Origin of the sequence: Streptomyces sp. RKAG290, assembly GCF_023701695.1 — a bacterium.
Classification (GTDB): domain Bacteria; phylum Actinomycetota; class Actinomycetes; order Streptomycetales; family Streptomycetaceae; genus Streptomyces.
The window spans coordinates 5,379,721-5,405,584 of the sequence record NZ_JAJOZC010000001.1 but is presented as its reverse complement, the minus strand read 5'-3'; the positions used below and the strand labels follow the sequence as shown (position 1 = coordinate 5,405,584).

The 25,864-nt window shown below is 71.5% G+C and carries 22 protein-coding genes, 1 other RNA gene and 2 pseudogenes; 13 read left to right on the top strand and 12 right to left on the bottom strand.

Translation table 11 applies throughout. From position 1 onward, the window contains the following. Positions 1-41 precede the first annotated feature (41 nt). Positions 42-1,046, top strand: coding sequence for a Gfo/Idh/MocA family protein (locus tag LNW71_RS23830; RefSeq protein WP_250970089.1), 1,005 nt, complete (start codon positions 42-44; stop codon positions 1,044-1,046). Positions 1,047-1,115: 69 nt separating this feature from the next. Here LNW71_RS23830 and LNW71_RS23825 read toward each other — a convergent pair whose 3' ends face one another. Further along, positions 1,116-2,744 (bottom strand): alkaline phosphatase, encoded by a 1,629-nt coding sequence (locus tag LNW71_RS23825; protein WP_250970088.1) that lies wholly within the window; start codon positions 2,742-2,744, stop codon positions 1,116-1,118. Positions 2,745-3,082: 338 nt separating this feature from the next. On the opposite strand from LNW71_RS23825, the gene LNW71_RS23820 reads away from it, so the two are divergent. The 3 genes from LNW71_RS23820 to LNW71_RS23810 all read left to right on the top strand — a co-directional run bounded on the left by LNW71_RS23820 (position 3,083) and on the right by LNW71_RS23810 (position 5,443). Next, on the top strand, positions 3,083-3,856 hold the full coding sequence (locus tag LNW71_RS23820) for an SDR family oxidoreductase (RefSeq protein WP_250970087.1): 774 nt from the start codon (positions 3,083-3,085) through the stop codon (positions 3,854-3,856). A gap of 155 nt (positions 3,857-4,011) precedes the next feature. Next, entirely contained in the window at positions 4,012-4,479 is a 468-nt protein-coding gene (locus LNW71_RS23815; RefSeq protein WP_250970086.1) for a lamin tail domain-containing protein, read from the top strand. 79 nt (positions 4,480-4,558) lie between these two features. After that, positions 4,559-5,443 carry a PhzF family phenazine biosynthesis isomerase gene (locus LNW71_RS23810; protein WP_250970085.1) on the top strand — a complete coding sequence of 295 codons (885 nt, stop codon included), beginning with the start codon at positions 4,559-4,561 and terminating at the stop codon, positions 5,441-5,443. Between the two features lie 35 nt (positions 5,444-5,478). Here LNW71_RS23810 and LNW71_RS36565 read toward each other — a convergent pair whose 3' ends face one another. From LNW71_RS36565 to LNW71_RS23800, 3 genes are all read right to left on the bottom strand, one after another. Then, positions 5,479-5,880, bottom strand: coding sequence for a hypothetical protein (locus tag LNW71_RS36565; RefSeq protein WP_308294516.1), 402 nt, complete (start codon positions 5,878-5,880; stop codon positions 5,479-5,481). 110 nt (positions 5,881-5,990) lie between these two features. Continuing rightward, complete coding sequence (locus LNW71_RS36560; RefSeq protein WP_308294515.1) at positions 5,991-6,419, bottom strand: NAD-dependent epimerase/dehydratase family protein; 429 nt, start codon at positions 6,417-6,419, stop codon at positions 5,991-5,993. Further along, complete coding sequence (locus LNW71_RS23800) at positions 6,416-7,315, bottom strand: ScbA/BarX family gamma-butyrolactone biosynthesis protein (RefSeq protein ID WP_285802952.1); 900 nt, start codon at positions 7,313-7,315, stop codon at positions 6,416-6,418. Before LNW71_RS23800 ends, LNW71_RS36560 begins: the two co-directional genes overlap by 4 nt. A gap of 290 nt (positions 7,316-7,605) precedes the next feature. On the opposite strand from LNW71_RS23800, the gene LNW71_RS23795 reads away from it, so the two are divergent. From LNW71_RS23795 to LNW71_RS23780, 4 genes are all read left to right on the top strand, one after another. Continuing rightward, positions 7,606-8,256, top strand: coding sequence for a ScbR family autoregulator-binding transcription factor (locus LNW71_RS23795; protein ID WP_250970083.1), 651 nt, complete (start codon positions 7,606-7,608; stop codon positions 8,254-8,256). 172 nt (positions 8,257-8,428) lie between these two features. Then, positions 8,429-8,806 carry a VOC family protein gene (locus LNW71_RS23790; protein WP_250970082.1) on the top strand — a complete coding sequence of 126 codons (378 nt, stop codon included), beginning with the start codon at positions 8,429-8,431 and terminating at the stop codon, positions 8,804-8,806. 124 nt (positions 8,807-8,930) lie between these two features. Beyond that, positions 8,931-9,692, top strand: a complete 762-nt coding sequence (locus LNW71_RS23785) for a nucleotidyltransferase domain-containing protein (protein WP_250970081.1) — start codon at positions 8,931-8,933, stop codon at positions 9,690-9,692. A gap of 270 nt (positions 9,693-9,962) precedes the next feature. Further along, positions 9,963-10,253 (top strand): DUF6408 family protein, encoded by a 291-nt coding sequence (locus LNW71_RS23780; RefSeq protein ID WP_250970080.1) that lies wholly within the window; start codon positions 9,963-9,965, stop codon positions 10,251-10,253. A gap of 53 nt (positions 10,254-10,306) precedes the next feature. Here the strand turns inward: LNW71_RS23780 and LNW71_RS23775 are convergent, their stop codons facing one another. The 4 genes and pseudogenes from LNW71_RS23775 to LNW71_RS23760 all read right to left on the bottom strand — a co-directional run bounded on the left by LNW71_RS23775 (position 10,307) and on the right by LNW71_RS23760 (position 16,026). After that, on the bottom strand, positions 10,307-12,313 hold the full coding sequence (locus tag LNW71_RS23775; protein WP_374119443.1) for a DUF2075 domain-containing protein: 2,007 nt from the start codon (positions 12,311-12,313) through the stop codon (positions 10,307-10,309). A gap of 287 nt (positions 12,314-12,600) precedes the next feature. Beyond that, positions 12,601-14,511 carry a DUF2075 domain-containing protein gene (locus LNW71_RS23770; protein ID WP_250970079.1) on the bottom strand — a complete coding sequence of 637 codons (1,911 nt, stop codon included), beginning with the start codon at positions 14,509-14,511 and terminating at the stop codon, positions 12,601-12,603. Positions 14,512-15,040: 529 nt separating this feature from the next. Continuing rightward, positions 15,041-15,442, bottom strand: an RNA gene (gene rnpB / locus LNW71_RS23765) — RNase P RNA component class A. 57 nt (positions 15,443-15,499) lie between these two features. Continuing rightward, positions 15,500-16,026, bottom strand: a pseudogene (locus LNW71_RS23760) (TetR/AcrR family transcriptional regulator). Positions 16,027-16,163: 137 nt separating this feature from the next. On the opposite strand from LNW71_RS23760, the gene LNW71_RS23755 reads away from it, so the two are divergent. Then, the gene (locus LNW71_RS23755; protein ID WP_250970078.1) at positions 16,164-16,916 is read left to right on the top strand and encodes a MerR family transcriptional regulator; all 753 of its coding nucleotides are present in this window, start codon (positions 16,164-16,166) and stop codon (positions 16,914-16,916) included. Beyond that, the gene (locus LNW71_RS23750) at positions 16,913-17,773 is read left to right on the top strand and encodes a hypothetical protein (protein WP_250970077.1); all 861 of its coding nucleotides are present in this window, start codon (positions 16,913-16,915) and stop codon (positions 17,771-17,773) included. The genes LNW71_RS23755 and LNW71_RS23750 overlap by 4 nt, the downstream gene beginning before the upstream one ends. Here the strand turns inward: LNW71_RS23750 and LNW71_RS23745 are convergent. Then, positions 17,724-19,166 (bottom strand): RNB domain-containing ribonuclease, encoded by a 1,443-nt coding sequence (locus LNW71_RS23745; RefSeq protein ID WP_250970076.1) that lies wholly within the window; start codon positions 19,164-19,166, stop codon positions 17,724-17,726. The genes LNW71_RS23750 and LNW71_RS23745 overlap by 50 nt on opposite strands. 176 nt (positions 19,167-19,342) lie before the next feature. On the opposite strand from LNW71_RS23745, the gene yaaA reads away from it, so the two are divergent. Both yaaA and eda read left to right on the top strand, forming a co-directional pair. Next, positions 19,343-20,143, top strand: a complete 801-nt coding sequence (yaaA, locus tag LNW71_RS23740) for a peroxide stress protein YaaA (RefSeq protein WP_250970075.1) — start codon at positions 19,343-19,345, stop codon at positions 20,141-20,143. 111 nt (positions 20,144-20,254) lie between these two features. Continuing rightward, positions 20,255-20,875, top strand: a complete 621-nt coding sequence (eda, locus tag LNW71_RS23735) for a bifunctional 4-hydroxy-2-oxoglutarate aldolase/2-dehydro-3-deoxy-phosphogluconate aldolase (protein WP_250970074.1) — start codon at positions 20,255-20,257, stop codon at positions 20,873-20,875. A gap of 241 nt (positions 20,876-21,116) precedes the next feature. On the opposite strand, the gene LNW71_RS23730 is transcribed toward eda, so the two are convergent. Genes LNW71_RS23730 through LNW71_RS23720 form a run of 3 tightly spaced genes read right to left on the bottom strand, consistent with a single transcriptional unit; the run spans position 21,117 to position 23,943 of the window. Beyond that, positions 21,117-22,367, bottom strand: coding sequence for a bifunctional RNase H/acid phosphatase (locus LNW71_RS23730; RefSeq protein WP_250970073.1), 1,251 nt, complete (start codon positions 22,365-22,367; stop codon positions 21,117-21,119). Further along, positions 22,367-23,110 carry a zinc ribbon domain-containing protein gene (locus tag LNW71_RS23725; protein ID WP_250972122.1) on the bottom strand — a complete coding sequence of 248 codons (744 nt, stop codon included), beginning with the start codon at positions 23,108-23,110 and terminating at the stop codon, positions 22,367-22,369. The genes LNW71_RS23730 and LNW71_RS23725 overlap by 1 nt, the downstream gene beginning before the upstream one ends. After that, on the bottom strand, positions 23,107-23,943 hold the full coding sequence (locus LNW71_RS23720) for a Nif3-like dinuclear metal center hexameric protein (RefSeq protein WP_250970072.1): 837 nt from the start codon (positions 23,941-23,943) through the stop codon (positions 23,107-23,109). The genes LNW71_RS23725 and LNW71_RS23720 overlap by 4 nt, the downstream gene beginning before the upstream one ends. Before the next feature lie 308 nt (positions 23,944-24,251). Here LNW71_RS23720 and LNW71_RS23715 point away from each other — a divergent pair. Then, positions 24,252-25,561: pseudogene (locus tag LNW71_RS23715) on the top strand (hypothetical protein). Positions 25,562-25,864 lie beyond the last annotated feature (303 nt).

Genomic DNA, 25,864 nt, shown 5'->3' with positions numbered 1-25,864 from the left:
AGCTCAGCCGGAATGGTCGGCACCTTTTTTGGGGAGCGCGCATGAGCAGGACCGTCCGTTGGGGCGTGCTGGCGACAGGTGGCATCGCGGCGACTTTCACCGCTGATCTGCTGGCGATGCCCGATGCGGAGGTGGTGGCGGTGGCCTCCCGCACGGACGCCTCGGCGAAGGCGTTCGCGGAGCGGTTCGGGATACCCCGGGCGTACGGCAGCTGGGCCGAACTCGTCGCGGACGACGAGGTCGACGTGGTGTACGTGGCCACGCCGCACTCGGCGCACCGGGAGGCGGCCGGGCTCGCCCTGGAGGCCGGGAAGCACGTGCTGTGCGAGAAGGCGTTCACCCTCGACGCGCGCGAGGCGCGGGAGCTGGTGGAGCTCGCCCGGGACCGCGGCCTCTTCCTGATGGAGGCGATGTGGACGTACTGCAACCCGGTCATCCGGCGGATGACCGAGCTGGTGCGGGACGGGGCGATCGGCGAGATCCGTACCGTGCAGGCCGACTTCGGTTTCGCGGGCGACTTCGGCGCCGAGCACCGGCTGCGCGATCCCGCGCTGGGCGGCGGGGCGCTCCTGGACCTCGGGGTCTATCCGGTGTCGTTCGCGCAGCTGCTGCTGGGTGAGCCGGACCGGGTGCAGGCGGATGCGCTGCTCTCCCCGGAAGGCGTCGACCTGAACACCGGCATGCTGCTGGGCTGGGACTCCGGCGCCACGGCACTGCTCGCCTGCTCGATCGTCGGGCACCACCCGACGGCGGCCTCGGTCATCGGGACGGCCGGGCGGATCGACTTCCCGGACAGCTTCTTCTACCCGCAGCGCTTCGTGCTGTACCGCGCGGGCAGTGAGCCGGAGGAGATCACCTCGGGGCCCGGACCGCAGGGCCTGTCGGGGATGCAGTTCGAGGCGGCCGAGGTGATGCGGGCGATCCGGGCCGGCGAGACGGAGTCCCCGCTGGTGCCGCTGGACGGGTCGCTCGCGGTGATGCGGACGCTCGACGCGGTACGTGAGCGCATCGGCGTCCGCTACCCGGTGGATGCGGCTCGGGCCTGAGCCGCACCAGGGCCCCAGGGGCTTTTCGTTCGGGTCGTGCCGGGCCCGTCATGACCCGAACGGGAGGCGCTACGCCGGGGTGAGGCCCTGGTTCCCCACCTCCGTGACGAAGGAGGCGGCCGTGGTGACGGGGGAACCGGGCTTGGTGACGGCGGCCACCGTGCGGTAGTCGGCGCGGGCCTGCCGTTCCTGGAGCGTGACGACGGCGTATCCGCGGCGCCCGTTGTAGAACTTCAGGTGCGGATTGGCCTGCGTCAGGGCGGCCCAGTTGGCCGGCTTCTCCGAGCCGTCCTTGCCGCTGGTGACGGACGTCGTGACGATCTCGGTGCCGACGGTGCGGGACGAGGGGTCGTCGAAGTCGCGCTTCAGGTCGAAGGCGTAGCCGACGTGCACATCGCCGGTCAGCACCATCAGGTTGTCCACCCCGGTGGCCTCGGCGCCCTTCAGGATCCGGTCGCGGGAGGCCGGGTAGCCGTCCCAGGAGTCCATCGAGAGCTTGTAGGCGTCGGTCGGCACGTCACGCCGCTGTGCGAAGGTGACCTGCTGCGGCACGACGTTCCAGGTGGCCCGCGAGTGGCGCCAGCCGTCGATCAGCCAGCGCTCCTGGGCGGCGCCGGTCAGGGTGCGCGACGGGTCCTCGGACTCGGGCCCGGGGGTCTGCCAGCCGTCGCCGTACGCCTGGTCGCTGCGGTACTGGCGGGTGTCGAGGATGTCGAACTGGGCGAGCCGGCCGAACTGCAGGCGCCGGTAGAGCCTCATGTCCGCGCCGGTCGGCCGCTGCGGGGTGCGCAGCGGCTGGTTCTCCCAGTACGCGCGGTAGGCGGCGGCCCGGCGGATCAGGAACTCCTCGGGCGGCACGCCGTCCTCGGAGGTGTCCCCGGCGTAGTTGTTCTCGGTCTCGTGGTCGTCCCAGGTGACGACGAAGGGGTGTGCGGCGTGGGCGGCGCGCAGATCGGGGTCGGACTTGTAGAGGGCGTACCGCAGCCGGTAGTCCTCCAGCGTGGTCGTCTCCCGGTTGAACAGGGCGGGCAGGGTGCGGTCGGTGTAGTTGCGCGCTCCGCCGGTCGCGGTCACCGCGTACTCGTAGAGGTAGTCGCCGAGGTGGAAGACCACGTCGACGTCCTCCTGGGCGAGGTGCTTGTAGGCGGTGAAGTAGCCGTCGTGGTAGGCCTGGCAGGACACGGCGGCCAGCCGCAGTTCGCTGTTGCGGGCGCCTGGGGCGGGCGCGGTACGGGTCCGGCCGACCGGGCTGGTCCACTGCCCGGTGCGGAAGCGGTAGTAGAGGACGCGGTCCGCGTCGAGTCCCCCGACCTCCACGTGGACGCTGTGGTGGAACTCCGGGTGGGCGGTGGTGGTGCCGCGCCGGACGATCCGGGTGAACCGCTCGTCGCGGGCCAGCTCCCAGCTCACCTCGACGCGGGCGGCGGGCAGTCCGCTGTCGGGCTCGAACGGGCGGGGGGCGAGTCTCGTCCACAGGAGGACGGAGCCGGGCAGCGGGTCGCCGGAGGCGACGCCGAGGGTGAACGGGTCCTCGCCGATCTGCCGGGCGTGCAGCACGCGGGCGCTCGCGGTTCCCGCGGCCGGCAGGCCGACCGAGAAGGCGAGCGCGGCGGCGGCGCCGGTCACCGTGAGAAATCGGCGGCGGTCGGTGTGCCGGGCGGCGTCGCGCAGCTCCTGCTGGTGCGATGAGTGCGTCATCTGTCCCTCCCCTGACTGGTGATGTAGGGGAAGTCCACCGCTCCAGCACATCCGGCGGTTGTCGTGCTCGCGTCGTGCGGGCGTCGCCGGGATGAGGATTGCGGCGGGAATGGGTCCCCAGGGGCAAACTCCGCATATGCGGCCACGTTCATGATCATTAATGCCGGGAGCGGCGGCCTGGGAATCGCCGTGACGGTTGCCGGAATCACCCGCCGGGGGTGCGAACCCGGCGTCCGGACGCACCGTTTGACCCGGGGCGCACCTGCGGCCGGCCGGCCGCCTCACCACCCTCGGGGCGTTCCGGCTGCGAGCAGGCCCAGGGCGTACGCTGCGGCACCATGAGCAACAATCTGTTGAACTCCGCGACGAAGACGGCTGTGGTCACGGGCGCGGGATCAGGAATCGGCCGCGCGGTGGCTCTCGCCCTGACCGGTGCCGGCTGGTCGGTGGCCCTCGCCGGCCGCCGCCCCGAGCCGCTCGCCGAGACCGCGGCGCTGGCCGGGGAGCGGGCCCGGGTGATCACCGTCCCCACCGACGTCTCGCGCCCCGAGGAGGTGGACGCGCTGTTCTCCTCGGTACGCGAGGGCTTCGGCCGCCTCGACCTGCTCTTCAACAACGCGGGCACGTTCGGGCCGCGCGGGACGCCGGTCGAGGACCTCTCGTACGAGGACTGGCGCACCGTCGTCGACGTGAACCTGACGGGCGCGTTCCTGTGCGCCCAGGCGGCGTACCGCGTGATGAAGGAGCAGGACCCGCAGGGCGGACGGATCATCAACAACGGCTCGGTCTCCGCGCACGCGCCGCGCCCCCACTCGGTCGCCTACACCGCGACCAAGCACGCGCTGACCGGCCTGACGAAGTCGCTGTCGCTGGACGGGCGCCCGTACCGGATCGCCTGCGGGCAGATCGACATCGGCAACGCCGCGACGGAGATGACCGAGCGGATGCAGACCGGAATCCTCCAGGCCAACGGCGAACTGGCCGTCGAGCCGGTGATGGCGGCCGCGGACGTGGCCCGGACCGTGGTCCACATGGCGGAGCTGCCGCTGGAGGCGAACGTCCAGTTCGCGACGGTGCTGGCAACGGCCATGCCCTACGTGGGCAGGGGCTGAGACCGGTCGGAACCGGCCTCCGAGCGGACACAATCGACTTGCCCTCAGGCCGGAACGATCAATACCGGCCGGAAGCGCACCTCTCCCGGTCCGGCAAGCGCGTGCTGCCTTTATGCTCATCGTTCTTCACCAGAACTCCATAAAAGGACCACAGCATGCGCATACGCACCGCGGCGCCTCTCGCCCTGGCCGCAGCCACCGCCCTCGCCGGCTCGCTGCTCTTCGCCGCCCCGGCCTCGGCCGCCACGCACCAGAGCGGAGTGCACCTCGGCAAGATCCAGTTCGACAGCCCCGGCAAGGACACCCGGTCCAACGCCTCGCTCAACGCCGAGTGGGTGGAGATCCACAACAACACCAGGGCGAAGGTGCAGCTCAAGGGCTACAAGCTGAAGGACAACACCGGGTACACGTACACCTTCCCCAGCTACAACATCAGCGCGGGCAAGACCGTTAAGGTCCACACCGGCAGCGCCAGGATCAGCTCCGGCCACGTGTACTGGAACCGCGGCTCGTACGTCTGGAACAACACCGGTGACAAGGCGCGGCTGATCAAGCCGAACGGCACGCAGCTCGACTCCTGCTCCTGGACGAAGTCGAGCACGGGGACCAAGAACTGCCACTGAGCCGGCGGCCGCGGTCCGGGCCCCGTCCGGCGGGGGGACCGGCGGGAATGTCCCGGACCGCGGCACGGTTGTGCGGCACATGAGTGAACTTCCGGATGCCGAGATCCTGCGCTACACCGCCTTCTCCGCCGACCCGGAGGGCGGCAATCCGGCCGGGGTCGTGCTCGACGCGTCCGGTATGGACGGGGCCGGGATGCTGGCTGTGGCGGCGCGGCTCGGATACAGCGAGTCCGCCTTCCTGACCGGGCGCACCGAGGCGTCGGCCCCCGGTACGAGCGGCTACGCGATCCGCTACTTCAGCCCGAAGGCGGAGGTCCCGTTCTGCGGCCACGCCACCGTCGCGACGGCCCTGGCCCTCGCCGAACGGGACGGCCCCGGGGACCTGGAGTTCGCCACCCCGGCCGGTCCGGTGCCGGTCACCGTCGTCCGTGCGGGCGCCGAGCTGCGGGCCACCCTCACGAGCGTGGAACCGCACGTCACGGACATCGCTCCGGACGACCTGGCGGAGGCACTGGCCGCGCTGGACTGGCCGGCCACCGATCTCGACCCGGCCCTGCCGCCCCGCATCGCGTACGCCGGCGCCCGCCACCTGGTGCTCGCCGCGGCGACCCGTGAGCGGCTGGCCGCGCTGGACTACGACTTCGCCCGCCTCGAAGCACTCATGCACCGGCTGGACCTGACCACGCTGCAGCTCGTGTGGCGCGCCTCGGACTCGGTCTTCCACGTCCGGGACCCGTTCCCGGTCGGCGGTGTGGTCGAGGACCCGGCGACGGGTGCGGCCGCCGCCGCCTTCGGTGCGTACCTGCGCACGCTCTCCCTGGTCCCGGACACGGCCGAGCTGACCCTGCACCAGGGCGAGGACATGGGCCGGCCCGGCACACTCACCGTCGCCCTGTGGGCCGGCGACGCCCGGGTACGGGTGACGGGGACGGGCACCCGCATCCCGGCAGCGGCCAGGGCCTGACGAGTCCGCTGAGGCCTGCCGCGCACCGGCGGGCCTCAGCGGCTGAGGAACTGCCGGTACCAGGAGGCGTGTCCGGCGAAGGCCGCAGGGAAGTCCGGACCCGGTGCGCAGCCGAAGTCCCGCCAGACCCGGTCGTCGGCGAACCAGTGATCCACGGTGAGCATCTCGAAGTGGTGCTTGGCGTACGGGACGTCCGCCAGCCTGGCCCGGGCCTCGTCCAGTCCGATCTCGGTCCGCGCCCAGGGCAGGTCGAGTTCGGTGAGGACCGTCGACAGCAGCTGCGAACAGGTCACCGGCTCGGGGTGGTTCACGTGGTAGACGCCGGCCGGTCCGACCGGGGCCAGCGCCGCTCCGAGCAGCGCCCGGCCGAGGGTCTGCACGTCGATCATCGAGTGGCGGGCGTCGCAGCCGACCGGTCCCGCTGACAGGTACCGCAACAGGGCGACCAGCCCCGGAATCGCCCACCGGTCCCCCGCCCCGTGGACGAGGTGCGGGCGCAGGACGGCCCCGCCGGCCGCGAGGACGTGCGCTTCGGCGGCGGCCCGGGTCAGGCTGGTGGCCGAGGCGGGGCCGCCTCGGCCTCGCCGGGGCGCAGTGCGGTGAAGGGGCCCCGGCCGTAGACGGACGCGGTGCTCAGGTGGACGATCCGGCTGACGCCGCTGCGTACGGCCTCCTCGACCAGGGCCCGGGTGCCGTGGTCGTTGACGGTCCGGGCGGTCCGTTCGTCGGAGCCGACCTGCGAGGCGCAGTGGATCACGGCGTCGACGCCCTCGCAGCTGCCGCGCAGGGTCGCCGGATCGGCGAGGTCCCCGTACACCGTCTCGAAGCCGGGTTCGGCGTCCGGCACGGCCGTCGCGCCGAGCGGGGTCCGGTGGGTCATCAGCCGGGGGCGGACGCCGGGAGTGGCGCGGGCGGCGGCGGCCACCCGGCTGCCGATGAAGCCGGTCGCCCCGGTGATGAGGATGCGCGTGGTCATGAGCGGGGGCTCCGGGCTTCGCCGAGGCCGGCCGGGGGGAGATCCGGCGAGCGGAGGGTGCAGCGGAAGGCGGGTTCACCGTCCTGGACTGCTCGTACGCGCACCCCGGCGGGCGAGGTGGCGTCGGCCGGGACGGGCTGCGCCTCGATCCAGCAGGGGCGGTCCAGTTCCACGTACTGGAGGAAGTCGGCGTCCACCGACGTCGGGAGGAAGGTGCGCCCGGGAGTGGCGGCCTGGGCGGCCTGCCTGGCCGCCTCCAGCAACAGGATGCCCGGCACGTGGTCGTTGGGGCGGCTGAACAGCGTCGGATGCCGGGTGTCGAGCCGCAGCGCCCAGGTGCCGGGGGCCGCGGCGGGTGCGAGGACGACGTCCTGCTCGGAGGTCCTGCCGACCGTGCGGGGTGCGACGGCGGGCAGGAGGGGTATGGGGGTGCCGAAGACGGCAGAGCGATGACCGCGCAGTCGTTGGTAGGCCGTCGCCGATGTGCAGCTGATCCGCCCGCCGCCGGAGGCGAGTACGGTGCCCCGCCGGTGCAGGAGGAGTTCGAGATGCATGGAGCCGAGGCTCCGGCCGCGGCGTCGGATCCGGGAGCAGGACACGTCGACCGTGATGTCCCAGGGGTCCTCGCCCAGAACGAGGCGTTCGGACTCGGAGGCGTACCTCAGCTCCCACATCACGAAGGCATCGCCGAGCGGCACGCCGAACGCGGCGTGCCCGATCAGCATGGCCGTCTGCCGCATGGTCTCCGCGATGAGCATCGGGTCCTGGTGGCTGTCGGCGACCGGGCGGAAGAACCGGTGGGACCGCGGCCAGTGGGCCGACACCGAGAACTGGGTGTCGGTCAGCCGGGTCAGTCCGGTGGGGAACACGTCGAGCTGATCGGGCCGGTGGACCAGCTGTCTCAGATATTCCGGCGATCCGCCTCTGCGAACCGGTTCCTCCGCCCCGGCTGCGGGGACGGAGCCGGCGGCCAGGATGGAGGGTTCGGCCCGTTCGGAGCCATCCCCTTCCCCGACGCTCCCGGCCGACACAGGAGCGCTGCGTGAGGTGAGCTCAACCACGAAGTTCCCCCAGGAGGATCTGAGTCATAGGGCCCAGCAGCCCCGCAGTAAGATACTGACCGCCGGGTTTTCCTTTCCAGCCAACCCCCTGTGGCACCGACTCCGCCACCACCAGAGAGAAGCTGATGGCACAGCAGGCGCGCGCGATCCAGACCCGAAGGTCGATCTTGGTGGCGGCCGCCGACGTGTTCGACGAACGCGGCTACAGCAGCGCCACCATCAGCGAGATCCTCGCGCGGGCAGGGGCGACCAAGGGCGCGCTCTACTTCCACTTCGCCTCGAAGGAAGACCTCGCGCTCGGGGTGATGGACATACAGCTGCACAGCGACCCGCTGCCACCGCAGCTGACCAAACTCCAGGAGCTGGTGGACCAGGGCATGATCCTGGCCTACCGGCTGCGCCATGAGCCGCTGGTACGGGCCAGTGTCGGCCTGGCCATGGACCAGGCGGTCGAGGGGCGCGACCGGGAGACGCCCTTCCGTGCCTGGATAGACCGGCTCGAACACCTGCTGAAGGCAGCGAAGGACCAGGGCGAGCTGCTGCCGCACGTCAACCCGGGCGAGACCGCCGAGATGCTGGCCGGATCCTTCTCGGGCATCCAGGTGATGTCCCAGGTCCTGACCAACCGCGCGGACCTCGGGCGGCGGATCTCGGTCCTGCTGCACTACGTCCTGCCGAGCATCTCGACGCCGGCCGTGCTGACCACTCTGGACATGGCCGAAGACCGTGGCGAGCGCCTGATCCGCAGCCTCGATGCCGTCCCCAGCCAGGCCTGAACTCGCCCCTGGCTTTCGGGAGGGCCTCTCCGGCGCCGGAACATGAGCCCGATGTCCGCCGGAACCGGACCGGCCGGTCCGAACGCACCGGATGCCCCTCGTCCGAGCCACAGGCGGCCACCTCGTCCGTATCGTCGGTGACACCAAGTCAGTCACGTGACAGGAGTCGCCGATGTCCGTCCGCCGCGTCGTCCCCAACATCCCGATCGCTGCGAGCGAGGCTCCCGACGGCGACGCCGACGCCATGCGGGCGAACGCCGCGTTCTACGGGCTGCTGGGGTTCGAGGAGGTCATGAACCACGGCTGGATCATGACGCTCGCCTCACCCTCCCACCCCGCCGCCCAGGTCAGCGTCATGACCGCCGACAGGACGGCACCGCTCACGCCGGACATGAGCGTGGAGGTGACGGACGTGGACGCGGCGCACGCGGCGATGGTGCGCGGCGGTGCGGAGATCGTGTACGGCCTGCATGACGAGGAATGGGGCGTACGCCGCTTCTTCGTACGCGATCCGAACGGCCGTGTCATCAACGTCCTGGGCCATCGCTGACCCCGGAGGCGGCGACCGGACAGCCAGCCTCGTCCTCCCCGCCGGTCGACAGGGCAGGGCCGCCCGCCCCTCCGGCAACCGAGAAGCAGCACAACGCCGTTGCCGTTCAGGAAGAATCCCGCCCATGGCAGCGACCGAAACAGACCTGGTACTCAAGCGGTTCGTCTCCGAGTTACGGCCCGTGGTGCCCACGGTGGCCGTCTGGGCGCACGGCTCGCTGGCGCTGGGCGACTTCCAGCAGGGGCGGAGCGATCTCGACCTCATCGCCGTGGTCGAACGGCCGCCGGACGCGGCACAGCGGAAGGGGCTGGCACACCTTCACCGGCGGCTGCTGGACGAGGAGCCGGCCGCGGCGAAGCTGCACTGCTCGTACATGGCCGGCGGCGCTCTCGCCGAGGCGGGCACGGACCATCTCACCTGGGCGCACAACATGATCATGGAGCGCCCGGTCACGCCGGTCACCCGCCGGGAGCTGCTCGACGGTGGACTCGCCCTCCACGGTCCGTTGCCGCCGGCCCTGCTCCCGCCACTCGCACCCGGGCAGCTGGAGGACCACATCCGGCGCGACCTGAGGGAGTACTGGCTACCGGCCGCGGACAGGCCCTCGCTCTGGCTCCAGGACGCCTGGGTGGACCTGGGCCTGCTGGTCCTGGCCCGCGCCACTGTCACGCTGCGCGACGGACGGCTGATCACGAAGGGCGAGGCCCTGGCGGTACTGCTGGAACTGGGTGCGCCGCCGGACGTGGTCCGCGACATCCGCGAGCGCCGGTACGAGAATCCCGGCCCGATCAGTCTGGCGTGGCGCGTCCGACGAGGAGTACGGGCGCGCGCCTTCCTGCGGCGCGGCATCAGGAGGGCCCTGGGGACGGGCGAAGGGCCCGCCTGAGGGCTGTCCCGCGATCCCGTGGTGGGTGCGGGTGCTGCGCCTCGCCAGGCGCAGGAGGGAGCTCACGCGGAGCGTCGACCTGGTTTTGCGGGCGACGTGTCCGGCGACGGAGTTGCCGACCTGACAGCCGCGAACTGTGCGAACTCCCCACAGCCGATGTCAGCCCGAGCCGCACATCGGTCAGGCTGCATCGCGCCCGGCGCCTCGCACTGACACACCGCGGCGCCCAAAACGATCCGCGCCAACTAGCAGGTGCACTAACGTGGATACTTGCTGCGCACCTTCCCGGAGGGTACGTCGGCGGTGTTCCAGGTGCCGGTTCCCGGCGATGAGCAACGAATGGTCTCCACCGCGTGCCTCACGCGGCGTGACTGCGGATGCCCGGTAGGGCGATCCCTGCCATTCCCAGCTCACGCTCAGGAGTGGAAACCGATGAACCCCGTTGAGTACACGCTTGCACGTCGTGACCGGATTCGTCGGATTCTGGTCGACGTCATGGTCGGAGTCGTCACCAACTTGCTGGTGACGGCCCTTGCCGTGGTGGCGCGCTTGGTCTTCTGACCAGGCAGGTGGCGGGCCGGGGAGCCCGCCACTCCACCTGACGGTACGCCGTTTCAGAAAAGACGCATCTCACCGGGCGGAGCGCTCTTCCTCTGGCGCTTCCTGCGGCGACGCCCGCCTCGGGCGGGACGGGGCAGATGTGGCTGTCGGGCCTGCTCCGGCAGGTTCTCCCAGGTGGGCCGAAGACCGTGGATCTGGACTTCGCCGACGAGCTGCTTCAGGTACACCCGGGTCTCCTCGTCCGTGGAGTAGAGCACGGTCGCCCGGCTCGCCCGGGTCATCAGCACGTGGTAGGCGTGCCGGACGAGCCGGGCGAATTCGTCGTCGTCCACGCTCTTCGGCCTCACCTTGGGGTCGAACGAACCGGGCATGGCCACCCGCTTGACGCCCGCCTCCTTGTCCGCCCTCTCCTTGCCCCGGCGGAACACCCAGTTGTCGCCCCGGCGCACCATGTCTTCGCCCATGATCACGCCGCACCAGTCCCACTCCAGGCCCTGCGCGGTGTACACGCAGCCGATCTGGCCGAGGCCGTTCTCGTGCACGGACCAGATCTTGGAGGGTGGGACGGTCTTGCTCTCGCAGAAGGATTCACTGTCCGCGTTCCACGGCCGGTGCCAGTCACCGATCCGGACGTCGGGCTCGAGTCGCTTCTCCTTGCCCAGCGGCTTCGTCCACGGCCAGCAGTAACCGGCGACCATGCGGGCGGACGCTCCGGCCTTGGCCTCGGAATGAGTGATCCGCTCGAGTTCCTCCGGGCTGTCCACGACCTCGACGTGCATCAGTCCGTCCGGGGCCCACAACTCCGGCTCCGCATCGGCCACCCCCAGCGCGCCCCGCACCCAGCGTACGTAGGCGTCGCTGCCGCCGCACCGGAACTGTTCCCGCAGGTTGCTGCGGAGCAGGACGGCGCCGTAGCGTTTCGCGGCGTCCTCCACGAGAGCGGCCGTACCGACCTCCTGCGGACGAACGGACTGCCCTTCGTCGAGAAAGAACACCGTCAGGCGGGAGGCGTCGAGGAGTTCGTCCACCTGGGGCTTGGTGCCCCAGTCCTCGGGTTTCCAGAAACGGTTGGTGGAGCGGTCGCGCAGGCGGTGGGCCTCGTCGCAGATCAGCACGTCCAGCGGAGGGTCGGGCGGGGTGACGAAGTTGCTGAAATAGGTGAAGGTCTCCTTGAACTCACGGTCGCCGTAGCCCACATGCTCCTGCAGCGCCCCGTTGAAGGCCCGGCTGCCGCTCGCGTACTTGACCGTGCGGCCTTCCGCCTCCAGTTCCGCCTTGAGCTGGAGACCGATGGCGCTCTTGCCGGTGCCGGCGCCGCCCGTGACGAGGAATACCACCCTTCGCTCGTCGGGCACGAGGGCGGGCAGCCGCGGGTCGGGGAGCACTTTGGCGGCGGCTTCGAGGATCTGGTCCGCGACCTTCTTCTGACGACCGCGCAGGGTGAAGACGGTGTCCTCGCCACTGGAGCGGATCATGGCGTCCAGCAACGGAGTGTTACGCAGGCCCATACTGCGCAACAAGACCTCGGCAGCCGAGTCGGCACCATCGGCGGCGAAGCTGCTCCGCAGGTCCGAGATCAGTTGGCCACGGCGGTCGTTCGTGTAGACACGGGCGTAGGAGCCGGTCGGCGCGTCCACGCCGACCAGCGGGAGCACCGAGGCATCGGTGGCGTTGTGCAGATAGGCGAAGCCGTCACACTCGAAGTCCAGGCCGTACAGCGGACCTCTGTCACTCGTGAACGCCGCGTAGTATTCCCGCAGTTGGAGCGCGGGGTGCTTCTTCTCCCCCATGCCGGGGACATGCACCAGCTCCGCTGTGGCTCGCTCCACCCGGGTCACCGTCGACCAGCGCTTCAGCTCGACGAGTTGGACGGACAGCCCCTTCTCCTCGGGGTGATGTCCCACGAGGACGACGTCGATGAGCCGCGGGTCCCCGGCGCGGTCGGCCTCGTCGAGCGTGGCCGCGCACTCGACGACCATCTCGACGTTCCCGCGGTCGGCAGCGACCAGATCCTCAGCGAGATGCACCAGGCTCTCTGCCCAGGCGGAGCGTTCGGTCAACGAAGCGTCGGTGCTGAGGAAGTGCTTCCACCTCGCGGCGAGGTGGGGCACCATACGGCGTCTCGAGTTCAGGTTCAGCAGGTCCCGAGCTGCCAGTTTCAGCAGGAGCATGGACACGAGGTGGATCCCCCAGGGCACGAGTGACTCGTGCGGATGGGGGCATGTCCACCTGGGAAGCCCGTCGGACCGCAATGACGCCTGGGATCTTAGGGACGTGGCCTCCCTCCTGACTCACAGGACACGTGGGACGGCTGGAAGCACGGACATCATGGCTGGATATCGCGTGCTCACCGATGCAGCAGACGCTCCTCGGTCGCGACAGGCCGTGACTCCACTCTGCCGGCCACCAGTTCCCGAAGCTTCTCCCGGGTCTCGGGATCGGTCGAGTACACGATCGTGCCGACCATGCCGCGCGTCAGCAGCACCTTGTACGTGTTCCGAATGAGGCGGTCCACGTCGGTGTCCGGTGTCGACCTCTTGAAGACCGGGTCCTTGGAGGCCGTGCGGTCGGTGACCCAGCGATCGCTCCGCCAGACCAGATCCGGGCCGATGATGACGCCGGACCAGTCGTACTCGAACCCCTGGGCGGTGTAGACGCAGCCGACCTGCCCGAAGCCCGCGGGGTCAGTGGCCCACAGCGCGGACGGGGGCGCGCCCGAGACCGACCGGTCTCCACGCAGGTTCCACGGCCGGGCCCAGCGTCCGATGACGACGTCGGCAGGCAGGGGGTCACCGGGTTTCGGCTCGGGGGACCATCGCCAGCAGTAACCCGCGGACATCCGGGCACCGTAATTCTCGGCGCGACGGGCGTCGAGGAAGGCCTCCAGTTCTTCGGGGCTGTCGGCAACCGTCAACTGCATGCGGCCGTCGGGCTCCCACTCGACCGGCCCGCCGGGCTCGAGGCTGAGGAGCCGAACCACCCAGCGCAGGTAGGCGTCACTCCCTCCGCAGCGGAACTGGCTGTCCAGAGGGACCACATGGCAGTCGATGCCCCGCCTGGCCGCGGCCTGACGGATGTCCTCCACGGTGCCCATCTCACCGGGCCGCACCACCTGGTGCTCGTCGAGGAAGAAGACCGGAACGTGGGCGACGTCGATGAGTTCGTCGATCTGCGCCCTCCCGGTCCGCAGCGCCGCGCGCGTGTAGCGGTTGGCGGACGTCTCCCGGACACGATGCGCCTCATCACAGATCAGAGCACCCAGGCTGTTCTTCTCCGTGCCCATGAAACTGTTGAAATACTTGAAGAGATCCTGGACCTCCCGCTTCCGGGAACCGGCCACCTTTCGCATCGTCTTGGTGAACGACTGCGAGCCGGTCGCATGGACCGCGGCCACACCCCTCCGGTAGAGCTCGCCGAGCAGTTGGAGCGCGATCACGCTCTTCCCGGTACCGGGGCCGCCGGTGACGATGACGACTTCCTTGTGGTCGGCGCGCTTCGCCCTCTCCACCGCGTTGAGCACCATGCGGTAGGCGACCTGCTGCTCGTCGAGGAGGACGAACTGCTGCCGCTCCCTCACTTCCTCGGCTGCCACGGACATCAGCTGCTTCGACGGCGCGGTGGCACCCGCGAGCAGTTCGTCGGCCGCAGGGGCACCGGAGTGCTTGTCACTCAGCTTCGACCTGAGGTGGTCCAGGAACGCTCCGCGACGTTCCCCCGTGAAGAGCAGTCCCTGCCCGTCGCACTCGATCTCCCGCAGCCCCGTCACCCCGAACTCGGTGGCGTTGTGCAGAAAGGCCACTCCGTGAATCCACTCGCCATGCTCGGCCAGGGCTCCGTTGAAGTTGACCAGGTAGTCGCAGTACCGCCGCACCTGCTCGATAGGGTTGAGCACAGAGTGCGCGTAGGCGTCGACATGGCACAGGGTGGGATCGTCCTCGTGCGGAGCCGCCTGGCTCCACTGCTTCAGCTCCACCACGACGTAGGACGGCTCCTGCGTAACCGGGTGCACGCCGGCCAGGACGACGTCGGCGCGCTTGCTGTTCAGCGGTAGCGCGTACTCCAGCATGACCTCGACGTCGCCCAGGTCGGCGTCGTTGAGCGCGGCTGTCAGAAGCGGAATGCTGCGCTCCCAAGAACGCGCCTCCGAGGTTCCCGGCCGATACCCGTGCATGTGGACGAACTGCTCGGTCAGGTGCAGGAACAGCGAACCGTCGAGTGCCATGACGGCGACCGTTTTCGCGGACGCGCGGAACAGCAAGGACTTCCCCCAGGCAGCACGAAGAGACTCGTGCGGGTGGGGGCTTGTCCTTCGAGACTCCACCGGAGTGGAAAGGAAGCCCGTCGGGCCGCGTTGACGATGACTCCGAGGGTACCTGGCGGCGGGCTGACGTCGACCTCCTCGTACGGGCGACTCAAGGGCGCGGGCCGACTTCCACCGTCACGAACTCCACGCGCGGACCCGCCGGGCCGTTCGCCACTGCCACGGCCTCTCCGCTTCCCGCGTGCACGGGGCCGTCCACGGACCCCGCGGTTCCGTCATCGTCACCGTGGCGGTCCTCGTCGCCGTCCAGGTGGCACAGGGTTCTCCGCTCCCCGCCCGTTCCGAAATCAGCCGGGTCAGGCAGCGCCGCCCGCCGTCCCCAGCCCTATTCATGGCCACCCTCGTGGCTACGCCCACAGCCGGGCGGTCCGGTTTGTACCGGTACGCACCGGATTTCAGCGAAGCTCCCGATCGAGAAAAAAGGCCCCCTTGCCCAGGATTTTCGCTGGTCAGAGGCTCGTGGCGGCAGACGAGTCGGGCTGTACGCCGGGTTCTGTCGCCCGGTCGCCTCGCGGCGGCCGGGGAGACGGCCATCCATCTAGGACCGGCATTGCTGCCGGTCTCGTGCGGTCTACCCGCGAACTCGGGCGGGCAGCCCTCGAACGTTCGCGCAGGGCCGACTTGCGGCGGCCCCTCTTGACCTTGCTCCGGGTGGGGTTTACCTAGCCGCCTGAGTCGCCTCAGGCGCTGGTGGTCTCTTACACCACCGTTTCACCCTTACCGAGGACCGAAGTCCAAGGCGGTCTGTTTTCTGTGGCACTGTCCCGCGGGTCACCCCGGGTGGCCGTTAGCCATCACCCTGCCCTGTGGAGCCCGGACGTTCCTCGGGAGGGTCCGAAGATCCTCACGCGGCCGTCCGCCCGGCTCGTCTGCCGTGGCGCCCATGCTACCCGGCGGGGGCGGGCCTCTCCGACAGGCCGACGACTCAGCGGCGGACGGCACCGAAGGCCGCGATGCCGGCCGCCCAGGCCTCCGACACGTCCGAGCCTGCGGGGAAACGGCCGTTCAGCTCCATCGCCACCATGCCGTGGGCGAAGGCCCAGGCGGCTCGGGCGCGGCCCTCGTCGTCGTCCAGAGCGCGGAAGAGGGGCGCCGCGGCGCGCTCCTCCAGGTCCGGCGGCAGGGGGCGGCCGGTGGTGAGGCGGTAGAGGTGGGGGTGGGTGAGGGCGTGGGTCCGGTAGGCGTCGGCCAGGCCGGGAAGGAGCCCGGGGCGGTGGACTCGGCCGCTTCCAGGGCCTCGGCGGTCTCCCGCAGCATCACGTCGGCGAGGGCGTTCACCACCGACGACTTGTCCGGGAAGTGCTTGTAGAGGGAGGGCGCCGTGATGCCCACACACGCGGCGAGACGGCGCATGGTGAGGGCCTCCGGGCCCTCCTGCTCCAGGAGGGTGCGGGCGGCGGTGACGATCTGACGGGCACGGTCGGTGGCAGCCGGAGCCGCGAGGTCACTCACACCGGTCCTTCCTTCGTACGGGGCACGGGGTGCGAAGCCGAGGGCGCGATCGTACGAGACGCGGGCGCCCGCGCGAAGGAGCAGGGGGTCGGGCGCGGGTTTGACCTTGCCGCAGCGTCAGGGTTTCTACTGAGGTCATGCGCATCGGAGAGATCGCCGCACTGGTCGGGGTGACCCCCCGGGCCGTACGCCACTACCACCACATCGGTCTGCTGGCCGAACCCGCACGCAAGGCCAACGGCTACCGCTCCTACAGCGTGCGTGACGCCGTGCTGCTGGCCAGGATCCGGCGGCTCACCGAGCTCGGGCTCGGCCTGGACGAGGTGCGGGGCGTCCTCGCCGGTGACGCCGGGCGCCGGCTCGCTGACGTACTGCGTGAGCTGGATGCCGATCTGGCCCGGCAGGAGCAGGAGATCCGGGAGCGGCGGCTGCGACTGGCCAAGCTGGTGGACGGGCCGGTGACCGGGGCGGAGCCGGTGTCGCCCGCGCTGGCCGAGCTGTTGGCCGCCATGCCCGTCACCGATTCCCCGGCCGCCGCCAAGGACCGTGAGCACCTGACGCTGCTGGACACGGCCGGTGGCGGCGGGACCGGCGAGATCTACGCCGCGATGCGGCCGCTGGTCGGCGATCCGGCCGTGCTCGGACTGTACGAAGAGCTGGACGAGCTCGCGGCGGCAGCCGTGGACGACCCGCGGGTCGAAGCACTGGCCGGCCGGATGGCCGGTCTGGTCCCGGCCGAGGTGCTGGCGGCGATTCCGGCAGAGGGCCCGGTGATGACGGGCTTCGGCGAGGCCCTGCTGGCGGCCTACTCGCCCGCGCAGGCGGAAGTGGTGCGCCGGCTGATGGCGGCACTGACCGTACGGAAGCGGAACGGGAGGCAGACGTCATGAAGGGAGTGCGGGGCGCGCGGCTCGTGGCCGCGGGGGTGGTGCCTGCCGAACTGGCTTTGGGTGTATGCCTGTTGGCCGGGGTGCGGATACCGGCTGCCGCACTGATCGGCGCCGAGGGAGCGGTCCTGGCCGCGTTCGTGCTGGAGGCCGTCGTGCTGGGACGGCTCTGGCGCGCGGGACGGCAAGGTGGTTCGGGACGGCGGGAGTCGTTGGGTACCGCGCTGCGTGCCGTCGTGCCGGAGAGGGTGCGCCGCCTCCTCGCACACGAGGTGCGGGCGATGCACAGCCTGGGGCTGTGGCTGCTGCGGCGGCGGCACGCCGTGCCGCGCGGAGCTCTGGCCGTCCCGTACACGGGGCCGCAGACCGCGATGATGTACGGCCTGCTCTTCGTCTCCGTGGTGGAGACGGTGATGCTGGCGCTGCTGATCCCCTGGCCGGCCGTGCACCGGATCATGCTCGTTCTGGATGTGTACGGGGTGCTTCTGGTGCTCGCCCTGCATGCGTCGTGCGTGACCCGGCCGCATGTGGTGGGCGTGGACGGGTCGCTGCGGATCCGCTACGGGGCGCTGTTCGATCTGCGGGTCCCGGCTGCCGCGATCACCGCCGTGCGGGTGGAGCGGCGCTTCCCCGAAGGCGGGCTGATCCAGCTGCACGCGGACGGGGTGCTCGATCTCGCGGTGGGCAGCCAGACAACGGTGGCCGTGGAACTGACCGCGCCTCTCTGCTTCGTGCGGCCGCTCGGGGGGCGCGGGCAGGCGCGGGTGGTGCGCTTCCACGCCGATGATCCGGGGGCCGTCGTCGCCGCGCTCACGCGGGGGCGAACAGCACCTTCGCCGTTCCCGGATCTGCCTGGGTGAGCCGGACCCGCAACCGCTCCCCGAGGGGCAGCCTCGTGGAGCCGCCCTCGATCCGGGCGACGACCGCCGGGTCGTCGATGTGGATGGTGCCGGTGGTCGGTTCCTGCTCCTTCACGTCCACCACGTACGCGTCGAAGACCGCGCCGATCCGGTCCTTGAGCAGCGCGGCCTCGACCAGGTCCACACACTCGCGCTCCACCGTGTTGGCGCGCCGGGTGCCGTCCGCCATCTCCTTCGGCAGGGCGGGGAGCGCGGCCAGGACCCACTCGGGCGGCTCCCGGTCCGCGACGGCGGCGAGGCACAGTTCGGCCGCGTACCGGTCGACGAGGCGGCGCAGCGGAGCGGTGCAGTGCGTGTAGAGGTCGGCGACGGCGGCGTGGACGGCGGGGGTGGGCAGTTCGCCGTTCTCGAAGACGGTGTACCCGGCGCCGCGCAGCAGGGTGGTGCAGTCCTGCAGGAAAGCCGCGTGGTTGGTCTTCCCCGGGTCGAGGGAGCGCACGATCTGCGCGTACGGGACGTGGTGCGGCCAGTCGATGTGCAGCGCCTGGGCGGAGAGCCGGAGCCGGGCCACGGCGCCGTCCGGGGCGACCGGCAGCGTGCGCAGGATTCCGGTGCCGGCCTCGGTCATCAGCCGGGCCGCGGCCGTGCCGGTGAGCAGGGAGATCTGGGCGTTCCAGCTGTCGGCGGGCAGCGGGGCGCGGTACTCCAGGCCGTAGCCGCCGTCGCGCTGGACGATCTCCTGCTCGGGCACGTTGAGGGAGATGCCGCCGCGGGCGACCTCCTGCTCCTCGCGGAGCGTGCCGATGTCCTTGAGCAGCGCCAGGGGCTCCTCGGCGGTGCCGGCGTCGATCCGGTGCTGCACGTCCGCGTAGTCGAGCTTGGCGCGGCTGCGTACGAGGGCCCGGCGCACCCGGGTGGCGACGGCGGCGCCCTCGGCGTCGAGGTCGATCTGCCACAGCACCGCGGGCCGGGTCTGCCCGGGGAGGAGGCTGGCGGCGCCCTCGGAGAGCGAGGTGGGGTGCAGCGGCACCTTGCCGTCAGGGAAGTAGAGGGTCGTCACCCGGCGGTGCGCCTCGGTGTCGAGTGCGCCGCCGGGGCGGACGAATGCGGCCACGTCGGCGATGGCGTAGTGCACGCGGTAGCCGTGGCCCCGGCGTTCGAGGTGCATCGCCTGGTCGAGGTCGGTCGAGGCGGGCGGGTCGATGGTGAGGAACGGCAGATCCGTGGCGTCCTCGTGTCCGGACACCACCGGGCTGCTCGCCACGTCGGCCGCTTCGGCGAGCACGTCGGGCGGGAAGTCACCGGGCAGTTCGAGTGCGGTGCGCAGCCCGCGCAGGGCCGCCCGCAGCGGGTTCTCGGCTGCGTCGGTCAGGTGCAGATGGCGGCGGGGCATGGACCGAGCGTATGACCGGGCGGGGCGGGCGGCATCCCGGGTGGCGGAGGGCGGGGGCGGCGCTTCCCCGTACGCTGGCGCGAGGGGTTTTGACGGATCCGGGCGACACCGCCGGGCTCCGTGGACCGGTCCGCAACACCGGTCGCCCCTTTCCGTGCGTACGAAGGAGAACCGCCGTGCTCGTGCTGTTGCCGCCCTCCGAAGGTAAGGCCGCCTCGGGGCGCGGAGCACCCCTGAAGCCCGAGTCGCTGTCGCTGCCGGGTCTGGCCGAGGCGCGGGCCACCGTGCTGGACGCGCTCGTCGAGCTGTCCGTGGCGGACGAGGAGAAGGCCCGTGTGGTGCTGGGGCTGAGCGAAGGGCTGCGCGGCGAGATCGCCAAGAACGTCGAACTGCGGACCGCGGGCACGCGTCCGGCCGGGGAGATCTACACCGGGGTGCTCTACGACGCACTGGATCTCGCGTCCCTGGACACGGCCGCCCGCCGGCGGGCCGGGAAGTCGCTGCTGGTCTTCTCCGGGCTGTGGGGCGCGGTGCGGGTGGGCGACCGGATTCCTTCGTACCGCTGCTCGATGGGGGTGAAGCTGCCGGGGACGGGAGCTCTCGGCGCGTTCTGGCGCACGCCGATGGCGCAGGTCATGCCGGAGGCGGCCGGGGACGGGCCGGTGCTGGATCTGCGGTCGTCCGCGTACGCGGCGGCGTGGCGGCCGAAGGGTGAGGTCGCGGAGCGCACGGCGAACGTGCGGGTGCTGCACTCCCAGCTGGTGGACGGGGTGGAGAAGCGGTCGGTGGTCAGCCACTTCAACAAGGCGACGAAGGGCCGGATCGTCCGCGATCTGCTGCAGGCGGACGCCCGGCCGAAGGGGCCCGCGGAGCTGGTGACGGCCCTGCGGGACCTCGGGTACGTGGTGGAGGCCGAGCCGCCCGCCCGCGCCGGACGGCCGTGGGAGCTGGATGTTGTCGTGACGGAGATCCACTGATCACGGGGGACCCACGGGAGATCTTCCGGCGATCACTGACCATGACCCGATGCGTTGCATCATATGCAACGCTCGTTGCGTGGAGTGCGGTCTTCGCGGCAGGATGAGGGCATGACCTCCTCCGTGCTGGACCTTGCCCCCGTCGTGCCCGTAGTCGTGCTGGAGAACGCGGCCGACGCGGTGCCGCTCGCGCGGGCCCTGGTCGCGGGCGGGCTTCCGGCGATCGAGGTGACCCTGCGGACCGCCGCGGCCCTGGATGCGATCAAGGCCATCGCGGCGGAGGTGCCGGACGCGGTGGTCGGCGCCGGCACGGTGATCTCCGTGCGGAACGTCTCCGACACCGTGGCCGCGGGAGCCCGGTTCCTGGTCAGCCCCGGCTGGACGGACACCCTGCTGGACGCGATGAAGGCGTCGGGGGTGCCGTTCCTGCCGGGCGTCTCGACGACGTCCGAGGTGGTCGCGCTGCTGGAGCGCGGGGTCACCGAGATGAAGTTCTTCCCGGCCGAGGCGGCGGGCGGCACGGCCTATCTGAAGGCCCTGTCCGCGCCGCTCCCCCAGGCGCGGTTCTGCCCGACGGGCGGCATCTCGCTCGCCTCGGCACCCTCCTACCTGGCCCTGCCGAACGTCGGCTGCGTGGGCGGCAGCTGGATGGTGCCCGGCGACGCGGTGGCGGCCGGGGACTGGGCCCGGGTGGAGCGACTGGCGGCCGAGGCGGCGGCACTGCGCGACTGAGCACGGCCAGGCGGCGAAAAACGTCTGGATTCGTGTGCATGCTCCCCGGCGGACGGGGCACGAGACCTTTCGAGGACGTGACCCGCACTCCGGGTGACCCGGGTTCCGGCAGGCAATCCCCCGGCCTGCCGGAACCGCAACGGCCCCATCGGACTTCCCCCCGGCCGATGGGGCCGTTTGCTGTCCGCAGCCGGCCGGCGGGTGACGCGGGCGGGACGTGGCCGACGCAGGTGGGACGCGGCTAGCGCAGGTGCGACGTGTCGTTCAGCAGCCGCACCGAGGCGTTGCCGTCCGCGTAGTAGGCCACTGCCGACACGGATGCGGCCGAGAGCTCCATCCGGAACAGCGACTCGGGCGGTGCGCCCAGCGCCAGCCGGACCAGGGTCTTGATGGGCGTGACGTGGGTGACGACCAGGACCGTGCGGCCGGCGTAGTGGGAAATGAGCCGGTCGCGGGTGGCCGCGACGCGGCGGGCGACCTCGGCGAAGGATTCGCCGCCGCCGGTGGGGGTCGCCTTCGCGGAGGCGAGCCAGGCATCCAGATCGGCGCCGTGACGCTCCCTGACCTCGCCGAACGTCAGCCCCTCCCAGGCACCGAAGTCCGTCTCGCGCAGGCCCTCCTCGATCCGGACCTCCAGGCCCAGCCGGGCCGCCACCGCGCCTGCCGTCTCGCGGCAGCGGCGCAGCGGGGAGCTGACGATCTCCTGCACCGTCCCGCGGGCGGCGAAGGCCTCGGCGGCGCACTCGGCCTGCCGGCGGCCGGTCGCGGAGAGCTCGGGGTCGGTGCCGCCGCTCCCGGAGAAACGCTTCTCGGGGGTGAGGGCGGTCTCGCCGTGCCGCAGCAGGACGAAGGTGGCGGGTGCGCCCAGGTCGGGGGCGACGCCCCAGCCGACCTGCGGCGTGGCGGACGGCTGCGGACGGTTCAGCGCCGCCCTGGCCCTCGCCGCACCGGCCGCCGCGTCACCGGGCGGGCCGGAGACCGGCGGCAGGGCGGTGGCCACCGAGGACTTCGGGGTGTCGAGGGCGGCCGTCGAGGACGACGGCTCCCACTGCTTGCCCCGCTTGCCCGCGTCCATCGCCTCGTTCGCGAGCCGGTCGGCGTGCTTGTTCTTCTCGCGCGGGATCCACTCGTAGGTGACGGCGGACGCCGGAAGGATCCGGGCGGCCTCCGCCGCGAGCGGCTTCATGTCCGGGTGCTTGATCTTCCAGCGGCCCGACATCTGCTCCACGACCAGCTTGGAGTCCATCCGGACGTGCACCCGCGGCCCGCCGCCGGCCGAGGCGTCGGGCACCAGTGCCTTCGCCGCCCGCAGACCCGCGATGAGCCCCTTGTACTCGGCGACGTTGTTCGTCGCGACGCCGATGTACTCGGCGGCCTCCGCCAGGGTCTCGCCCGTCGCCGGGTCGATGACGACCGCGCCGTACCCGGCGGGCCCCGGGTTGCCCCGGGAGCCGCCGTCGGCCTCGATGACGAACTGGCGCGGCTGCGTCACTACAGGCCCGAGTCCGCGGTGCGGACCAGGATGCGGTGGCAGTTCTCGCAGCGCAGCACGGTGTCGCGGGAGGCTGCCTTCACGTCGTTGACCTCGGTGATGTTGAGCTCCAGCCGGCAGCCCTCGCAGCGGCGCTGGTAGAGGCGGGCCGCGCCCACCCCGCCCTGCTGGGCGCGGAGCTTGTCGTACAGCTTGAGCAGGTCGGCGGGGACGGAACCGGCGACGACGTCGCGCTCCTTGGTGAGCGTCGCGGTCTCCTCGTCGAGCTCGCCGGTCGCGGCGTCCCGGCGGGCGGTCGCGTCGTCGACCTTGGCCTGGACGGCGGAGACCCGGTCGGTCAGCTCGGTGACCCGCTCCTGGGCGGACTCCCGGCGCTCCATGACCTCGAGGACGACGTCCTCCAGGTCACCCTGCCGCTTGGCCAGCGAGACGATCTCACGCTGCAGGCTCTCCAGGTCCTTGGACGAGGTGACGCTGCCGGAGTCCATCCGCTGCTGGTCGCGGGTGGCGCGCTGGCGCACCTGGTCGACGTCCTGCTCCGCCTTGACCTGCTCGCGGGCGGTGTCGCTCTCCTCGGTCGTCGAGGCGACGAGGAGGTCGCGGAGTTGGGCGAGGTCGGTCGTGAGCGACTCGATCTCGGCGTGCTCGGGAAGGGACTTGCGCTTGTGCGCGAGCTGGGAGAGACGCTGGTCGAGTGCCTGGACGTCGAGGAGTCGGATCTGGTCGGCGGGCGCGGCGTTCAGTTGGGGGCTCCAGAAGAGTGGTGGGTGGTCCAGGGGTCGGTGACCTGCTTCGAGACGTGGACCCGCAGGTCCCATCCGTGGCGGTCGGAAATCGCGTCGAGCTGTGCCGCAGCCTGTTCGCACCACGGCCATTCGGTGGCCCAGTGTGCGGCATCGACCAGGCCGAGCAGCGAGTGCTGGACGGCCTCGGAGGCCGGGTGGTGGCGCAGGTCCGCGGTGAGGAAGGCGTCGACGCCCGCGGCACGCACCGCGTCGAAGAGGCCGTCGCCCGATCCGCCGCTCACCGCGACGGTGCGCACGAGGGCTTCCGGGTCGCCGGCGAGGCGGATGCCCTGCGCGGTCGCGGGCAGCCGGGCGGCGGCGCGGGCGGCGAACTCGCCGAGGGTCTGCGGGTGGTCGAGCGTGCAGATCCGGCCGAGGCCGCGGCGGCCCGCAGGGTCCGTCGGGTCCGGTACGAGCGGCCGCTCGACACGCAGGTCGAGGGCGCCGGCGAGGGCGTCGGAGACGCCGGGGTCCGCGGAGTCGGCGTTGGTGTGGGCGACGTGCAGTGCGATGTCGTGCTTGATCAGCGTATGCACGACCCGGCCCTTGAAGGTGCCGGCCGCGACCGTCGTCGTACCGCGCAGATAGAGCGGGTGGTGGGTGACGATCAGCTGGGCGCCCAGTTCCCGCGCCTCGTCGGCGATGCCCTGGACGGGGTCGACGGCGAAGAGCACCCGGGTCACCTCGGCGTCCGGATCACCGCAGACCGTGCCGACCGCGTCCCAACCTTCGGCCCGCTCGGGCGGCCAGAGGGCGTCGAGCTCGGCGATGACTTCAGACAGACGGGGCACGGAGCAAAGGCTACCTGCCCTCCGTGCCCCGCAGACCATGGCCGCCACGCCCCATGGGGACGGACCGGCGGCGGTCATGAATCGTTACTTCACGAGGTCGGCGCGGAGTACATGCCTTGCTCCGGTCGGGGTCACACAGGAAACACTTGGCAATGCCTTCCCCAGCCACGCATTCCTCGCGAAGCACAGGCACCCCCGCTCTCTCAGGTGAATCCGGGCATCGCCACCCATATGTGTGAAGTGACGGGTCTCGTGTTGTTCGGCAGGAAGTGCGAAAACTAGCTTCGGTTGCCGGAGGTGACGAGTCGATGACTGCCTGTGCCATCGAGAACGGGACCGCGGAGGCGGTCGAAACCGGCGAGACGGTGGATTCGGGGTCCGGCGGACCGGACGGGCCGGCCGGGGCCGAGGAGCCCGAGGATCCGGAGGGGGACGCGCCCGACACGGCGGTGGAGGTGCCGGAGCCGGGCCGTGCGGAAACGGTCCTGCCGCCCTTCACGATGACGGCGGACGGTGCGTACGCGGCGCGGCTCACGACGGCCCGCACCGCAGCCGGCGAGGCGGGCGCCCACAGCGGCCCGGCCTGGTTCCCGGAGCGCTGGACGCTGGACGGACCCGAGCCCTACGCCGTGCCGCTCCCCCTCGACCAGCCGGAGGAGGCCGACTCGCAGGTGCTGCCGCTCGCCGACGGGCGGGTGCTGATCCGGCGCCGGGTCGCGGACCGGCACGCCTTCTCGCTGCTCTACCCGACCGGCCCCGGCACCGGTGAACTGCCGCTGGGCGCGGTCGAATGCGCCGAGCTGACCCTGCTCCCGCCGTCGCCGGACGGTGTCAGCGCGTACGCCCTGTCCGTCGGCGCGCACTCCACCGCGCTCTGGCTGGTGGCGGGCGGCGCGTTCGGGCCGGAGCACATCGCGGATCTGCCGGGGCGTTGCTCCGGCGGGGTCTGGCTGGACCGGGCGGGGCGGCTGCTGGCCCTGGACCGCGAACCGGTGGGGGCGGTCCGGTGAAGGCGGTGGCGCTGGACCTGGGCAGGGGCGCCGAGATGACGCCCCTGCTGCAGATCGCGCCGGACAGCGATGACCGGCTGCTGCTCGCCGACCCGGACAGCGGGCTCCTGCTGATCCGCTCGGACGCGCCGGGGCACGACCGGATCGGCTGGGGGGTGCTGGGCAGCTGTCTGCCGGTGCGCTTCCCTGAGTGCCTGCGCCTGCCGGACGCCGCGGTGACGCCGTTCGCCGTGCAGCCGGGGCAGATGCTCATGCCGGAGAGCTGCGCGGTGGCCCTGCGGATCGACGCGGCGGCGGGCAGCTGGGTGGGGGTGTGGCGTCCCGCGGGCCGCCGGCTGCACCACCTCGCCGCGCCCGAGGGCTGGCTGGCCGGCAGTGGGTTCTGGTCCCGCGACGGCGTGCTCGGACTTCCGTACGCCAACGGAGAGACGGCCTGCGCGGTGGCGCACCTGGAGGCACCGGCCGACGTGGAACGGGCCGCCGGACAGGCCACGCCCGGCTGCCCGGGAAGCGGTATGCAACCGTCCGCTGCCGTGGCGCCTCCTCCTGTGTGCAGACCCGTCCCACTGGGGAAGGCGCCTCTCGTGGGGCGCATGGCCCCTGACTAGAGTTGGACCGGGGGCTCACACATGCGCGCGCTGCGGTCGCCGACGGTGACCGTTCTCGGGTGGCGGTGGCGTGAGGGCCCCGAAGACAGAACGTAAGCGATCACAACGGGGTGACTTCCCACATGTCTGAAGCCCGAACCGACACGACCCAGACGCGTCCGCCGGGGGCGGACGCGGAACGGGCCGAAGCCGGCGGCTCAGGAAAGCACCGAGGGGGTGTGGCGACGGACGACTCGGCAGCTCAGCCGCAGGGCCGCCACCGCCGCCACTCCGAGGGGGGCAGCAGGGCGGCCTGACCGCCCA

Bases quoted from the DNA above. Each gene is read 5' to 3' on its own strand.
- LNW71_RS23830 (WP_250970089.1), top strand. From the start codon at position 42: ATGAGCAGGACCGTCCGTTGGGGCGTGCTGGCGACAGGTGGCATCGCG.
- LNW71_RS23825 (WP_250970088.1), bottom strand. From the start codon at position 2,744: ATGACGCACTCATCGCACCAGCAGGAGCTGCGCGACGCCGCCCGGCAC.
- LNW71_RS23820 (WP_250970087.1), top strand. From the start codon at position 3,083: ATGAGCAACAATCTGTTGAACTCCGCGACGAAGACGGCTGTGGTCACG.
- LNW71_RS23815 (WP_250970086.1), top strand. From the start codon at position 4,012: ATGCGCATACGCACCGCGGCGCCTCTCGCCCTGGCCGCAGCCACCGCC.
- LNW71_RS23810 (WP_250970085.1), top strand. From the start codon at position 4,559: ATGAGTGAACTTCCGGATGCCGAGATCCTGCGCTACACCGCCTTCTCC.
- LNW71_RS36560 (WP_308294515.1), bottom strand. From the start codon at position 6,419: ATGACCACGCGCATCCTCATCACCGGGGCGACCGGCTTCATCGGCAGC.
- LNW71_RS23795 (WP_250970083.1), top strand. From the start codon at position 7,606: ATGGCACAGCAGGCGCGCGCGATCCAGACCCGAAGGTCGATCTTGGTG.
- LNW71_RS23790 (WP_250970082.1), top strand. From the start codon at position 8,429: ATGTCCGTCCGCCGCGTCGTCCCCAACATCCCGATCGCTGCGAGCGAG.
- LNW71_RS23785 (WP_250970081.1), top strand. From the start codon at position 8,931: ATGGCAGCGACCGAAACAGACCTGGTACTCAAGCGGTTCGTCTCCGAG.
- LNW71_RS23755 (WP_250970078.1), top strand. From the start codon at position 16,164: ATGCGCATCGGAGAGATCGCCGCACTGGTCGGGGTGACCCCCCGGGCC.
- LNW71_RS23750 (WP_250970077.1), top strand. From the start codon at position 16,913: ATGAAGGGAGTGCGGGGCGCGCGGCTCGTGGCCGCGGGGGTGGTGCCT.
- LNW71_RS23745 (WP_250970076.1), bottom strand. From the start codon at position 19,166: ATGCCCCGCCGCCATCTGCACCTGACCGACGCAGCCGAGAACCCGCTG.
- eda (WP_250970074.1), top strand. From the start codon at position 20,255: ATGACCTCCTCCGTGCTGGACCTTGCCCCCGTCGTGCCCGTAGTCGTG.